This window comes from Sphingobium agrisoli, assembly GCF_041877245.1.
GTDB lineage: Bacteria > Pseudomonadota > Alphaproteobacteria > Sphingomonadales > Sphingomonadaceae > Sphingobium.
Window position 1 is genome coordinate 270137 of sequence record NZ_JBHDJI010000003.1, and the last position, 14289, is coordinate 284425.

At 65.0% G+C, this 14289-nt stretch carries 13 protein-coding genes and 1 tRNA gene; 10 read left to right on the forward strand and 4 right to left on the reverse strand.

Features of this window, described 5'->3' with window-relative positions; translation table 11 throughout:
* Window positions 1-30: 30 nt before the first annotated feature.
* The 3 genes from ACETPF_RS07825 to ACETPF_RS07835 all read right to left on the reverse strand — a co-directional run bounded on the left by ACETPF_RS07825 (window position 31) and on the right by ACETPF_RS07835 (window position 3096).
* Window positions 31-1008: a glycosyltransferase family 2 protein gene (locus ACETPF_RS07825; protein WP_373933878.1), complete on the reverse strand. Its 978-nt coding sequence runs from the start codon at window positions 1006-1008 to the stop codon at window positions 31-33.
* Window positions 1009-1324: 316 nt separating this feature from the next.
* On the reverse strand, window positions 1325-2944 hold the full coding sequence (gene tig / locus ACETPF_RS07830) for a trigger factor (protein WP_373933879.1): 1620 nt from the start codon (window positions 2942-2944) through the stop codon (window positions 1325-1327).
* A 67-nt stretch (window positions 2945-3011) separates the two neighbouring features.
* A tRNA-Leu gene (locus ACETPF_RS07835) sits at window positions 3012-3096 on the reverse strand.
* 123 nt (window positions 3097-3219) lie between these two features.
* Here ACETPF_RS07835 and ACETPF_RS07840 point away from each other — a divergent pair.
* The 10 genes from ACETPF_RS07840 (at window position 3220) to ACETPF_RS07885 (ending at window position 12655) form a co-directional block, all read left to right on the forward strand.
* Window positions 3220-3417, forward strand: coding sequence for a hypothetical protein (locus ACETPF_RS07840; RefSeq protein ID WP_373933880.1), 198 nt, complete (start codon window positions 3220-3222; stop codon window positions 3415-3417).
* Window positions 3418-3617: 200 nt separating this feature from the next.
* Complete coding sequence (locus ACETPF_RS07845) at window positions 3618-4223, forward strand: sigma-70 family RNA polymerase sigma factor (protein WP_373933974.1); 606 nt, start codon at window positions 3618-3620, stop codon at window positions 4221-4223.
* A complete protein-coding gene (locus tag ACETPF_RS07850; RefSeq protein WP_373933881.1) occupies window positions 4141-5163 on the forward strand; it encodes a FecR family protein in 1023 nt (340 codons plus the stop codon). Before ACETPF_RS07845 ends, ACETPF_RS07850 begins: the two co-directional genes overlap by 83 nt.
* Before the next feature lie 137 nt (window positions 5164-5300).
* On the forward strand, window positions 5301-6734 hold the full coding sequence (astD, locus tag ACETPF_RS07855) for a succinylglutamate-semialdehyde dehydrogenase (protein WP_373933882.1): 1434 nt from the start codon (window positions 5301-5303) through the stop codon (window positions 6732-6734).
* Window positions 6735-6810: 76 nt separating this feature from the next.
* Window positions 6811-7593 (forward strand): uroporphyrinogen-III C-methyltransferase, encoded by a 783-nt coding sequence (gene cobA, locus ACETPF_RS07860; protein WP_373933883.1) that lies wholly within the window; start codon window positions 6811-6813, stop codon window positions 7591-7593.
* Window positions 7590-7886 (forward strand): DUF2849 domain-containing protein, encoded by a 297-nt coding sequence (locus ACETPF_RS07865; protein ID WP_373933884.1) that lies wholly within the window; start codon window positions 7590-7592, stop codon window positions 7884-7886. Before cobA ends, ACETPF_RS07865 begins: the two co-directional genes overlap by 4 nt.
* 3 nt (window positions 7887-7889) lie before the next feature.
* The gene (locus ACETPF_RS07870; RefSeq protein ID WP_373933885.1) at window positions 7890-9521 is read left to right on the forward strand and encodes a nitrite/sulfite reductase; all 1632 of its coding nucleotides are present in this window, start codon (window positions 7890-7892) and stop codon (window positions 9519-9521) included.
* Entirely contained in the window at window positions 9514-9954 is a 441-nt protein-coding gene (locus ACETPF_RS07875; RefSeq protein WP_373933886.1) for a DUF934 domain-containing protein, read from the forward strand. Before ACETPF_RS07870 ends, ACETPF_RS07875 begins: the two co-directional genes overlap by 8 nt.
* On the forward strand, window positions 9947-10741 hold the full coding sequence (locus tag ACETPF_RS07880; protein ID WP_373933887.1) for a phosphoadenylyl-sulfate reductase: 795 nt from the start codon (window positions 9947-9949) through the stop codon (window positions 10739-10741). The genes ACETPF_RS07875 and ACETPF_RS07880 overlap by 8 nt, the downstream gene beginning before the upstream one ends.
* 105 nt (window positions 10742-10846) lie before the next feature.
* A complete protein-coding gene (locus tag ACETPF_RS07885; RefSeq protein ID WP_373933888.1) occupies window positions 10847-12655 on the forward strand; it encodes a DUF885 domain-containing protein in 1809 nt (602 codons plus the stop codon).
* 99 nt (window positions 12656-12754) lie between these two features.
* Here ACETPF_RS07885 and ACETPF_RS07890 read toward each other — a convergent pair whose 3' ends face one another.
* Entirely contained in the window at window positions 12755-14239 is a 1485-nt protein-coding gene (locus ACETPF_RS07890; protein WP_373933889.1) for a replicative DNA helicase, read from the reverse strand.
* Window positions 14240-14289 lie beyond the last annotated feature (50 nt).

Here is a 14289-nt window from a genome sequence, read left to right on the forward strand (position 1 = left end):
GGGTTCAAGAGGGCTTGAGCCCCCGTCCGATCAGTCGCGCAGGGCGTAGTCCGACGGCGCGCGGAAAGCGAGATAGGCGAGCCGCCGCACCTCGCGCCGACCGCGCACCACCGTGTCGAGGATCAGTCCGCACATCACCGACAGCGTAGCCAGTATCATGAGGCCGGTGACCAGGATGGCGGTCGGGAAACGTGGCACCAGCCCGGTCTTCATATAGGTGAGGATCAGCGGCGCAGCCAGGCCCAGCCCTGCCGCCGCGAGGAAGGCCGCGATCACGCCGAAAAAAAGCACCGGCCGCTCGATGCGGTAAAGAGTGATGATGGTCCGCAGGATACGCCAGCCGTCGCGGTAGGTGGACAGCTTGCTGACCGATCCTTCGGGCCGGGCGCCATAGGCGGTCATGACCTCCGCCACCGGCATGGCGAGTTCGAGCGCATGGACGCTCATCTCGGTCTCGATCTCGAACCCGGCGGACAGGACGGGGAAGCTCTTGACGAAGCGGCGCGAAAAGACGCGATAGCCCGAGAGAATGTCGGTGAAGCTGCGCCCGAACAGTTGTTTCAGGAGGCTGGTCAGCGCCCAGTTGCCGAAACGGTGGCCGCGCCGATAGGCAGCCTCCACCTCGTCGCGACGCGCGCCGACAACCATGTCGAGATTATCCTCCAGCATGGCGGCGACCATGCGCGGCGCGGCAGCGGCTTCATAGGTCGCGTCGCCATCGGCCATGATATAGATATCGGCGTCGACATCGGCGAACATGCGGCGCACGACGTGGCCCTTGCCCTGCTGGCTGACGCGGCGCACGATCGCCCCCGCGCCCGCCGCCAGCTCCCGGCTGCCGTCGCTGCTGTTATTGTCGAAGACATAGATGTCGGCGGCCGGCAGCGCGCGGCGGAAATCCTCTACCGTCCGCACGATCGCCCCGGCTTCGTTATAGCAGGGCAGGATCACAGCAACGCGGGGGCTGGCGGTGGCGACCTCGCTGTTCACTGCCGGAAATTCCTTCATCGCCCTTTTACCCCTGCCCCGTCCATACGACGGACATGGCGCATCATGATTAAGATTCCGTCTGCCATGCCGCGCCCGAAATGAAAAGGCGCAGGCCGGCGGCACCGAAAAACCTGCCGTCTTTCTGATCCTACCCTGAGCGGGGAGGAGGGGAACCGCCACAAAGCGGTGGTGATGGGGTGCCGCCCTCCCGATCGCGAGACACCGCCCGTCACGCGCTCCGCGCGCGAGACGTCTTCTTGCAGGGAGGATGGCACTCAAACAAAAATACCCGGCTTCATCTGAAGCCGGGCGCCTTCGCTATACTGTCGATGCGTTATTCCGCCTTGGCGGCCGCTTTTTTGGGAGCGGCCTTCTTCTTAGGCTTCTCCTCGGCGGCCGGAGCCTCCTCGGTCACCGTCTCTTCCTTCTTGGCGGCGGCCTTCTTGGGCGAGGCTTTCTTGGCGGGGGCTTCGGCCTTCACCTCTTCGACGGCCGGAGCCTCGTCGGCGGCGGGTTCAGCGGCAGCTTTCTTGGCCGGGGCTTTCTTCGCCTTGGCGGGCTTATGGTCATGATCATGGTGATCATGGCCGCAGTCCGGACCATGGACATGGGGCTTGAGGTCGCCATCCTCGGCCTCGATCGCGGCTTCCAGCTCCTCGCGCGTCACTTCGCGGTCGGTGACTTCGGCCTTGTCGAACAGGAAATCGACGACCTTGTCCTCATAAAGCGGCGCGCGCAACTGGGCGGCGGCCATGGGATCCTGCCGGACATATTGGACGAAGCGTTCGCGGTCCTGCGGGCCATATTGCTGCGCGGCCTGCATGATGAGACGGTTCATCTCCTGGTCAGAAACGGTCACGCCATTGGCCTGGCCGATTTCGGAGAGCAGCAGGCCCAGTCGAACGCGACGCACGGCGATGGCGCGATAATCGTCCTTCTCCGCTTCCAGTTCCTTGAGCGCTGCTTCGGGGTCTTCCTCGTGGCTGGCTTCATGCTCCAGCTGCGCCCAGATCTGGCCGAACTCGGCCTCGACCATGCTCGGCGGCACGTCGAAGTCATGCGCGGCGGCGAGCTGGTCGAGCAGCTTGCGCTTCATGTGGGTACGGGTGAGGCCATTATGCTCCTGCTCGATCTGCCCCTTGAGCAGTTCGTTGAGCTTGTCGAGGCTTTCGAGACCGAGCGACTTGGCGAATTCATCGTCCAGCTTGGGCTTGTCGCCGTTCAGGACCGACTTGACCGTCACGTCGAAGGTCGCGGCCTTGCCGGCCAGATGCTCCGCGCCATAATCTTCGGGGAAGCTGACCTCGATGGTCTTTTCCTCACCCTTCTTGACGCCGGTCAGTTGCTCCTCGAAGCCCGGAATGAACTGGCCCGAACCAAGCTTCAGGCGGATGTCCTGCGCACTGCCACCGTCGAACGCCTCGCCATCGACCTTGCCGACGAAGTCGATCACCAGCGTGTCGCCATCGGCGGCGGCATGACCGTCTTCATATTCTTCCAGAGCGCCCTGCTGGCTGGCGATGCGGCCGGCGGATTCGGCGATCTGCGCATCGGCGACCGGCACGGTCAGCCGCTCCAGCTTCAGCCCCTCGATGCTGGGCGCCTCGATCTGCGGAAGCACTTCCAGCGCGACCTTCACCTCCGCGTCCTTGCCGAACTCGAAGCCTTCGCCGAGCTCGACCGAAGGCTGCATCGCAGGACGCAGCTTCTGATCGGCGATCAGCTTCTGCACGCCGTCCTGGATCGAATTGTTGAGCGCATCGCGCTGCAACGCCTCGCCGTGCATCTTCTTGACGAGATTGGCGGGCACCTTGCCGGGACGGAAGCCGGGCATGCGGACCTGCGGGGCGATCGCCTTCACTTCCTTGTCGACGCGGGCGTCGATGTCTTTTGACGGGATGGTCAGGGTGTAGGCGCGCTTCAGGCCCTCGTTCAACGTCTCGACAGTATGCATCTCTTCTCTCAAACGCTTTCTTCAGCTGAATCCGGGTGGCGCCTGCGATGCTCCGGGCCTGGCGCACTGGTGCGGGCGAAGGGACTCGAACCCCCACATCTTGCGATACCAGAACCTAAATCTGGCGCGTCTACCAGTTTCGCCACGCCCGCATCGGTCGCCGGTCGGCGCGGCATAGAGAAAAGCGGATGAAGAGGCAAGGGATAGTGGCGAACCCCCCGGAACCCCTCATCCACCCCGTGCGTAGCCCCTTTCCATGACAGAGGAGAGACATGATGGCGACCCGCCCCGACCCCGGCCCAGACGCCCTTCCCGGTCCCGACATCATCGAGCCGCAATCGCCGCAGGAGATGCCTGTGCCCTCCAACCCGGACGAGACGCCGATGGAGGAGCCTGACGAGATCACTCCGGTCGGCCCGGACTATGACCAACCCGACAACGCGCCGGCGGAGCTGCCGCCGCCACCGGACTGAACACCCCATCAGGGCAGCGGACGACATGAACTGTGCGCCGCCGGACACATATCCACAATAAATTTGCGTCGGCCCGGAACTTCCGGGCCGATTGTTAAAAAATGGCCTTCTGCCCGCTGGACAGCCCCCTGCAAGCATGATTGAACTATGACAAACAGAAGAAAGCAGGAGAGGCGCGGCTGACAATCAAGGGGGTCGACGTGCATCGGGTTCGGGCAAAGCTGGAATGGTTCAAGACCGTCATCCTGCCGCAGGAAGCCGCGCTGCGCGGCCGTCTCCGGCGCATCCTGCCCTCCACCCACGAGCTGGACGACATGGTCGCCGAAGTTATGACCCGCGCCTATGCCACGGAAAATTGGGAGAATGTGACGACGGGTCGGGCCTATCTGTTCACCATCGCCCGAAACCTCGTGATCGACACCGCCCGCCGCAACAAGGTGGTGAGTTTCGAAACGATCGCCGATCTGGAGCTGCTGGGTGGCGAGAACAATATGGAATCGCAACTGCACGCCCGCGAGGCGTTGCGGCAGGTCGAGGCGATCGTCGAGTCGCTCCCCACCCAGTGCCGCCGGGTCTTCATCCTCCGCCGCATCCAGGAAAAATCCATGCTGGAAATAGCGGAGGAAATGGCCCTGTCCGTTTCTACAGTTGAAAAACATCTGGCCAAAGCCATCGCGATAGTTATGCGGGCCTGGGCGGAACGTGAGGAAACGGACTTCGAACGTGCAGGCGTCGGGACCAGGTTCGGACAGCGCGGGCAGGATCGCGATCGAAGCGGAAGCCGCGCGCCTGCTGGCCAGGCTTAACAGCGACCCGACACCGCAAGACGAAGCCGCGATTTGCGCCTGGGTCGAATCGGACCCTGCCCATGGCGTCGCCTTCGCCCGCGCCGAGGCCGCGTGGGAAGCCGCCCAGCGCCTGAAGAGCGCGGCGGCCGAAGTCACCCTCCCCCCGATCGAGCAGATCGTCAGCGAAGAGCAACAGCGCCGCCTGTCGCGCAACATCTGGATCGTCGCTGGAGTCGCGGTGCTGCTTTTCATCATAGCCGCCATCGTCACCATCCGCACGTTCAACGGGGTAGAGCGCTACGAAACCGGGGTCGGCCAGACGCGCGACGTGGCCCTGGAGGACGGCTCCGTCCTTCACCTCAACAGTGACAGCGCGGCGGAGGTGCGCTTTACCGCCAATGGCCGCAAGGTCCGGCTGCTGAAGGGCGAGGCCGCGTTTGACGTCGCACATGATCCGACCCGCCCGTTCGACGTGGAGGCGCGCGCCGCCGTGCTCCAGGCGGTCGGCACCGCGTTCAACCTGCGGATGCGCCCGTCGCTGGTGGAACTCACCGTCACGAAGGGCGCGGTCAAGGTTCATTCGGGGGGCGTCGCCAGCGGACAGGTGGCGGCAGGTGGCGGCGCGGTGATCCAGCCACGCGCCATATCGCTGACCCGGCTAGGCCCAGGGCTGGTCGGCCAGCGCACCGCCTGGCGTGAACGCATGGTCGCGCTGGATGGCGAAACGGTCGAACAGGCGGCGAGCGAGTTCAATCGCTATCGCACCGCGCCGATCCTGATCGGCGACACGCGTGTGTCGGCGCTGCGCATCGCCGGCAGCTTCCGCACGACCGACAGCGCAACCTTCCTGCGCGCGCTTCAGACCAGGTTGCCGGTGCGGGTCGTCCACGGCGAGGACGGGTCGGTGATGCTCCTCTATCGCGACGAGCAAACCGGGCCGGTGCTAGCGGCGCGATAGGTCCGGCTGATGCCCGCCGCGGCGTTGCGCGGGCAAGACGCAGCGGCGATACGGGGGATTGCCCAGGCCGCGGGGGTCGGCTGCATCTCTTCCCCTATCCATTCCTTAACCCTTTCGCGGCATAGACTTATCCCCAAATGGTCGCTTCGCTCTCCTCGCATGAACCCGCCACCGGCGCGCTGCTTTGGCAAGGGGAGCCAGGCGATGTGAGCGCCGAAGTCGAGCGTGCGCGCAAGGCGTGGCCTAAATGGGCGGCGCAGCCCATCGCCTATCGCATCGAAACGCTGCGCCGCTTCGTCAATGTCGTGCGCCGGCATGAGGACAAGCTGGCCGACCTGATCGCCCGCGAGACCGGCAAGCCGCTGTGGGACGCGCGAAACGAAGTGCAGGCGGTAATGAGCAAGGTCGATATCAGCGTCGCCGCCTATTCGGACCGCACCGGTCAGCGGCGGCTGGAGGCCAATCTTGGCGCGCGCCAGTCGGTGCGGCACAAGCCCCATGGCGTGATGGCTGTGCTCGGCCCCTATAATTTTCCCGCGCATTTGCCCAACGGGCATATCATCCCGGCGCTCCTGGCTGGCAATGCGGTGGTGTTCAAGCCGTCAGAAAAGACCCCGGCAGTCGGCGAGATGATGGTCAGGCTGTATCATGAGGCAGGCGTGCCAGCCGATGTGGTGCGGCTGCTCCCTGGCGGTGCGGAGGTCGGCAAGGCGCTTACGGCGCACCCCGACGTCTGTGGCGTGCTCTTCACCGGATCGGCGCAGACCGGTATCGCGATCAACCGCCAGTTCGCCGCCCAGCCATCCAAGATATTGGCGCTGGAAATGGGGGGCAACAATCCCATCCTCGTCTGGGACACGCCCGAAATCAACGCGGCCGCGACCATCGTGGTCCAGTCCGCCTTCATGACCAGCGGGCAGCGCTGCACCGCCGCCAGCCGCCTGATCGTGCGCGACACGATCGCCGACCGGCTGATCGCGGAGGTGAAGAAGCTCACCGACCGGCTGATCGTCGACCACCCCCATGCCGACCCCGCACCCTATATGGGGCCGGTGATCGACAATCAGACCGCCGATGGGCTGACCGAAAGCTTCCTCTATCTGATGAGCAACGGCGGCCGGCCGATCAAGCATATGGTGCGGCTGAACAAGGAACGCCCCTTCCTCAGCCCCGCCATCATCGACGTGACCGCCATGAAGGAGCGGCCCGATGTCGAATTGTTCGGCCCGCTGCTCCAGGTGATCCGCGTCGGGGACTTCGCCGACGCTATCGCGGAGGCGAACAACACGCGCTATGGCCTTTCGGCTTCGCTGATCGGCGGGTCGCCGGAACAATATAACCAGTTCTGGTCCAACATCCGCGCCGGCATCGTCAACTGGAACCGCCCCACAAATGGCGCGGCTTCCAACGCGCCCTTCGGCGGCGTCGGCATATCGGGCAACCATCGGCCGAGCGCCTATTATGCCGCCGACTATTGCGCCTACCCGGTGGTATCGGCCGAGATCGAGACCCCCCGCGCCTCGATCGGCGTGGGGTTGAAGGATATAGATGTCGCCGCGATGGGGGACTGAGGGGCCAAACATTTCCTAGCCCCCGCCATACCCATTCTGAATTGAACATCGGATGTGCTTTCGCCATGTGGCGACCATGGCTGAAGCTGCACCTTCCATCGTCCATCTCGTGGGCGCGGGGCCGGGCGATCCCGACCTGCTGACGATAAAGGCCGCGCGCCTGATCGGCGAGGCGGACGTGATCGTGCATGACGGGCTAGTGTCGGCCGATATCCTTGCCCTCGCGTCGCCCGACGCCGACCTCATCTCGGTCGCCAAGCAGCGCAGCCGCCACAGCCTGCCGCAGGAAGCGATCAACGCGTTGCTGGTCGATCTGGCGCGCGAGGGGCGGCGGGTGGTGCGGCTGAAGGGCGGCGATCCCTTCATCTTCGGGCGCGGCGGAGAGGAAGTGGAAGCCTGCCGCGCGGCCGGCGTTCCGGTCGAGGTCGTGCCCGGCGTCAGCGCGGCGCTGGGCAGCGCGGCGCAGGCGCTGCTCCCCCTCACCCATCGCGCCGCCTCCAGCGCGGTCAGCTTTGTCGCCGGCCAGTGCAAGGGGCTGACGACACAGGACTGGTCGGGCCTTGCCGGCAAGGGTCGCACGCTCGTTATCTATATGGGCGTCGCGACCGCCACCGACATTGCCGAGAAGCTGATCGCCGATGGCGTATCGCCGGCTATTCCCGTTGCAGTGCTGGAGAATGGGACACGGCCCGACATGCGTTCGCTGCGGACGTTGCTTGCCGACCTGGGCGATATGGTCGCGCGCGAACAGGTGAAGAGCCCCGCGCTGATCGTCGTGGGCGATGTGGCGGCGTATGCGATCGCACAGGATGTCGCGACGTGCTGGGGCAAACAATTTGGTACGGAGATGCATCGGTGAAAATATTGACCGGCAACGACCTCGTGACCGGGGACGTCATCTGGTGGGCGGGGGATGGCTGGTCGCGTCAGGTCTCCGACAGCGTCGATGTCGGCGCGCAGGGCGATGATCTTGCCCGTACGGAGGAAGCCGCGCTGCGAGTGGTCGGCGCCTATGTGATCGACGCGACGCTGACCGACGACGGCGTTCGCCCGGCGCATATCAAGGACCGCATCCGCGCCCTCGGCCCCACTGTGCGCCCCGACCTGACATTGAAACCGAACGACGCCAACGCCGGCAACTGGGTGATCTGAACCATGTATCGTTATGATAGCTACGACCAGTCGATGGTGGACGCCCGCGTCGACGAGTTTCGCGAGCAGGTGGAGCGCCGCCTGACCGGCGCGCTGACCGAGGACCAGTTCAAGCCGCTGCGGCTGATGAACGGCCTCTATCTTCAGCTCCACGCCTATATGCTGCGCGTCGCCATTCCCTACGGCACGCTGTCGGGCCGGCAAATGCGGAAGCTGGGCGAGATCGCGGCGAAATATGATCGCGGCTACGGCCATTTCACCACCCGGCAGAACCTGCAGTACAACTGGATCAAGCTGGCCGACGCGCCCGACATCCTCGCCGCACTGGCGAGTGTCGAGATGCACGCCATCCAGACCAGCGGCAACTGCATCCGCAATATCAGTTCCGACCAATATGCCGGCGTCTCCGCCGATGAAGTGGCGGACCCGCGCCCCTGGGCGGAGCTGCTGCGCCAATGGTCGAGCTTTCACCCGGAGTTCACTTACCTGCCGCGCAAGTTCAAAATTGCGGTGATCGCATCGGACGACGACCGAGCGGCGATGCGGCTGCACGATATCGGGCTGAAGCTGGTGCTGCGGGACGGACGCATTGGCGCGGAAGTCTATGCCGGCGGCGGAATGGGACGGACACCGATGGTCGCTCCGCTTATCAGGGACTTTGTGGGCGAAGACGAGATCGTGTCGTATCTCGAAGCCTGCCTGCGCGTGTATAATCGCTATGGCCGGCGCGACAACAAGTATAAGGCGCGGATCAAGATCCTGGTCCATGAAATCGGGGTCGAGGAATATAAGCGGCAGGTGGAGGAAGAGTTCGCCCATATGCGGACGCTCGGCCTCAACCCGCCGGTCGAAGAACTGGACCGTATCCGCGCCTTTTTCGCGCCGCCCTCTTATGAGACCGGCCTTGCCGACGATATCGACCGGAGCGATCCGGCCTTCGCGCTTTGGGTCGACCGGCAGGTCGCGGCGCACAGGGCGCCGGGTTATGCGATCGTCAACATCAGCCTGAAGCCGCTGACCGGCATTCCCGGCGACGCCTCGGCCGAGCAGATCGCGCTGGTGGCGGACCTGGCCGAACGCTACTCGCTCGATGAAATCCGGGTGACGCATGCGCAGAACCTCGTCCTGCCGCATGTGAAGAAGGCGGACCTCCACGCCATCTGGCAGGCGCTGGACGAAGCGGGTCTGGCCGAAGCCAATCTCGACCTCATCACCGATATCATCGCCTGCCCTGGCCTCGATTATTGCGCGCTCGCCAACGCCCGATCGATCCCGCTGGCGCAGAAGATCGCGCAGCGCTTTGCGGCGGCGGAGCGGCAGGCGGAATTGGGCGAGTTGAAGCTCAAGATCAGCGGCTGCATCAACGCCTGCGGCCACCATCATGCCGGGCATATCGGCATCCTCGGCGTCGATCGGAAGGGCGTGGAGAATTTCCAGCTGCTGCTCGGTGGATCGGGCGCGCAGGACGCCAGCCTGGGCCAGATCACCGGCCCCGGCTTTTCCGAGGACGGGGTGGTCGATGCGATCGAGAAGGTGACCGACATCTACCTCGCCCAGCGGGAGAGCGGCGAACGCTTCCTCGATACCTATCGCCGCATCGGCATGAAGCCGTTCAAGGAGGCGATCTATGGTTGAGTTCCTCTCTTTCCGAGACGGCGACGCCACGCAGGAACCTGCGGTCACGGTCGAATCCTTCACTGGCCAGTCCAACTCCACCGCCGTCCGCATCGAAGCGGGCGAGGATGCGCGCGAACTGCTGCCCCATATCGACCGCCTCTCGCTCGTGGAGGTGAACTTCCCCGCCTATGGCGACGGACGCGGCTATTCAGCCGCCCGCATCCTGCGTGAAGCCGGTTACAAGGGCGAATTGCGCGCGGTGGGCGACGTGCTGGTCGATCAGTTGGGCGCCATGCGCCGCTGCGGCTTCGACAGTTTCCATCCCGCCAAGCCGCTGGACGACGCCGCCGTCGAGCGCGCGCTAACCCGATATGCAGACGTCTACCAAAAGACGATCGATGGCCGCAGCCCCATCTGGGCGAAGCGGCACCCGGAGAAGACCCATGGCTGAACCCGCCCGCAAGATCGACATGATCGACGCCCGCCCCGCCTTCACCCAGGCCGATGCGGACGCGCTCAACGCCCGGTTCGAGGGTGTCGATACGCTGACGATGCTGGGAACCGTGTTCGCCGAGAAGCTGGCCGGCAATGTCGGCGTCGTCTCCTCCTTCGGCACCGAAAGCGCGGTGCTGCTCGACCTGGTGGCGAAAGCCGATCCGAGCGTGCCGGTTATCTTCGTCGACACACTCAAGATGTTCGACGAAACGCTGCATTATCGCGACCTGCTGGTGCAGCGGCTGGGCCTCACCGACAGCCGCACCGTGACGCCGCTGCCCGATGTGCTGGCGGCGAAGGATGCGACGGGACTGCGCTGGTCCTATGATCCTGACGGCTGCTGCGACATTCGCAAGGTCGAGCCGCTGCGCCGCGCCAAGGATGGACTCGACGCCTGGATTTCGGGACGCAAGGCGTTCCAGTCGGTAACACGCCAGAACCTGCCCCGATTCGAGGTCGAGGACGGGCGACTCAAGATCAATCCGCTGGGCGATTGGACAAAGGCCGATCTGGAGGCCTGGTTTGCCGAGCATGACCTGCCGCGCCATCCGCTGGAGGCCCAGGGATATCTTTCGATCGGCTGCGAACCCTGCACGTCCAAGGTGCTGCCGGGCGAAGACCCGCGCGCGGGACGCTGGCGGGGGTGGGACAAGGTGGAATGCGGCATCCATTCGCCCGTTTCCTCCATCTCGCCGATGGGCAAGGCCGATCCCGAAGACCCGGCCAACCAGCCGGTTTTCTAAGCCATGCTCGATCGAAAATATCGCGCAGCCGTAACAAAGTTACGAACGTCTGGACGGATCGTGCCAGCGGCGTAATACACCCTTATGCAAATAAGGGAGTCGCTTATGGATCGTCGTTCATTTCTTGCCAGCAGCGGCGCGGTCGCTCTGGCTGCGGCCGCGCCGCGTGCGCTTGCCCAGAACGAGGGCCGCGACGATGCGCGGCTCAATGCGGCATTCGCGACCATTTTCGAGCGGCAGCTGGATCTTTCGCCGACGCTCGTCACCAGCCTGGGTCTCGACAAGGGCGCGCGCGCCGGGGCGAAGAGCCAGCTCGACGACAACAGCAAGTCGGGCATGATGAAGGATCTGGCCGCCACGCGCGCCGCCGTCGCCGAACTGGAAGGCTACAAGGGCGCGAGCCTGTCGGAGAGACAGCGGCTCAACCTTGACGTGATCCTGTATTCGCTGGGGCAGCAGACCGTCGCGCCGGGGCAATTCGAGCTCAACAGCGTACAACGGCCTTACCGCATCTTCCAGCAGGGCGGCGCCTATTTCCGCACCCCCGACTTCCTCAACACCGCACACACGATCAACGTCGCGTCCGACTGCGACGCCTATGTCGCTCGGCTCGACGCCCTCGCCCGCAACCTCCGCACCGACACCGCGCTCCAGCGCGACGAGGCGGCGCGCGGCTATCTGGCACCCAGCTGGTCGCTCGACCTGACGCTGGGGCAGCTGAAGAAACTGCGTGGGCAGCCTGCCGCGGACAGCTCGATGGTGCAGTCGCTGGTGAAGCGTGCCGCCGCCAAGGGCATAGCGGGCGACTGGCAGGCGCAGGCGAGTGCGATCGTCGAGAAGGCCATCTACCCCGCGCTGGACGAGCAGATCGCGGCGATCGAGGCGCTCAAGGCCAAGACTGCGGCGGGCGACGGCGTGTGGCGCACCCCGCGCGGCGACGAAATCTACGCGGCGGCGCTGAAACAGGCGACGACGACCAACCTCAGCGCCGATCAGATCCACGCCATGGGCCTGGAGCAGGTCGCCGACATCAGCGCGCAGCTTGACACGATCCTGAAAGGCGCGGGTCGGACCAGCGGCACGATCGGCGAGCGGCTGGCGGCACTCAATGTCGACCCCTCGCAACTCTACGCCGACAGCGCGGAAGGGCGCGCCGCGCTGCTGGCGCAGCTCAACCGCGATCTCGACGCGATGAAGGCGAAGCTGCCGCAGGCCTTCGCCACCATCCCCGACACGCCGCTGGAGATCCGGGCGGTGCCGGTCGAGATTCAGGATGGCGCGTCCAACGGCTATTATAATCGCGCCGCGCTCGACGGGTCGCGGCCGGCCATCTACTTCATCAACCTGAAGGATGTCGGCGACTGGCCGAAATATGGCCTGCCGGCGCTGACCTATCATGAGGGCGTTCCCGGCCATCATCTTCAGATTTCGACCGCCCAGACGGCGGGCGACGTGCCGATGCTGCGCAAGATCGCCTTCATGAGCGCCTATTCGGAAGGCTGGGCGCTCTACGCCGAGCAGCTGGCCGACGAACTGGGCGGCTATGCGACGCCGATCGACCGGGCGGGCTATCTCCAGTCCTTCCTGTTCCGTGCCGCGCGCCTTGTCATCGACACCGGCATCCATGCGAAGCAGTGGAGCCGCGAAAAGGCGACCGACTATATGGTCCAGACCACCGGCTTCGCTCGGCCGCGCTGCCAGCGCGAGGTCGAGCGTTACTGCACTCAGCCGGGTCAGGCGACCAGCTACAAGGTCGGTCACGGGATTTGGAGCAAGGCGCGCGCGGCGGCTCAGGCAGCGCAGGGCAAGAGCTTCGATCTCAAGCAGTTCCACGCCATCCTTGAGGAAGGCGCGATGCCGCTATCGATGCTGGAGCAGCGGATCGCGACGCGGGCGAAGGCGGCGATAGGCTAACCCTGTCCGTCACCCCGGACTTGATCCGGGGTTCCGCTGTCTATGCTTGGTTCAAGAAGCGGGATCCCGGGTCGAGCCCGGTATCCCGCGCGCTACACGCTATTCGTAGCTCATATCCTCGTACCCATCCTCGGCGAGGTCGGAGAAGCGGGTGATCTTGGCGTCGAATTTCATGCGGATGCGGCCGGTGGAGCCGTGGCGCTGTTTGGCGACGATCACTTCCGCCTTGCCGTAGATGCGGTCCATATTTTCGCGCCAGGCGGCGTAGGCGGCTTCGTCCTCGACCTTGGGTTCCTTGGCGGCTTCGTAATAATCCTCGCGGAAGACGAACCAGACCATGTCGGCGTCCTGCTCGATCGAGCCGGATTCGCGCAGGTCGGAAAGCTGCGGCCGCTTGTCCTCGCGCTGCTCGACCGCGCGGCTGAGCTGCGAGAGGGCGAGCACCGGGACGTGAAGTTCCTTCGCCAGCGTCTTCAAGCCGCGCGAAATCTCGGAAATCTCGTTGACGCGGTTGCCGTCGCCCTTCCCAGTGCCTTGTAGAAGCTGGAGATAGTCGACGACGATGAAGCCGATGTCGTGCCGGCGCTTCAAGCGGCGCGCACGGGTGCGGAGCGCCGCGATGGTGAGGCCGGGCGTGTCATCGATGAAGAGCGGCAGTTCCTGCAGCTCGCGGGCGGCGCGGGACAGGTTCTGGAAGTCGGCGCGACTGATCTTGCCCATGCGCAGCGCTTCGCCGCTGATTCCCGACTGTTCGGCCAGCACGCGGGTCGCGAGCTGGTCGGCGGACATTTCGAGGGAAAAGAAGGCGGTTTTGGCCCCCATATTCTTTTCCGGCGGGATGCCGTCGGCATTGTCCCGCACCCAGCGCGAGGCGGCATTATAGGCGATGTTGGTGGCGAGCGAGGTCTTGCCCATGCCGGGGCGACCGGCCAGGATCATGAGGTCCGAATTATGGAGGCCGCCGATCTTGGCGTTGAGGCTGTTGATGCCGGTGGTGATCCCCGACACATGGCCACCGCTGTTGAGCGCGCGCTCGGCCACCTGCACCGCCATGGTGGAGGCGGTCAGGAAGCTCTTGACCGAGCCACTCTCCCCCTCCCCCTCCGACACTTTGTAGAGCGCGACTTCGGCCGCCTCGATCTGCTCGCGCGGATTGACGTCCTCGCTGGTATCGAGCGCGTTTTCGACCAGCTCGCGGCCGACGCTGACCAGTTGGCGCAGCAGGGCGAGATCGTAAATCTGGCTCGCAAAGTCGCGCGCGCCGATCAGCGCCGCGCCGCTGCCGGTCAACTGCGCCAGATAGGCCGCGCCGCCCAGTTCCTTGAGCGCCGGATCCTGATCCAGCATGGGCTTCAACGTCACCGGATTGGCGACCATGTCGCGGTCGAGCAGTCGCATGATCGCGTCGTAGATGCGGCCATGGAGCGGCTCGAAGAAATGTTCGGCCTTGAGCTTGAGCTGGACATCCTCCGCGATGCGGTTGTCGATCATGATCGCGCCGAGCAGCGCGGCTTCCGCCTCCACATTGCGCGGCAGTTCGACGCCGCTCGCCTCGGCGGGGTTGATTTTCAGCAGTTCGACCATGCGCCCTCTTTCGGCTCGCTGCGCCCCCCATGCAAGGGGGCAGTCCCCAA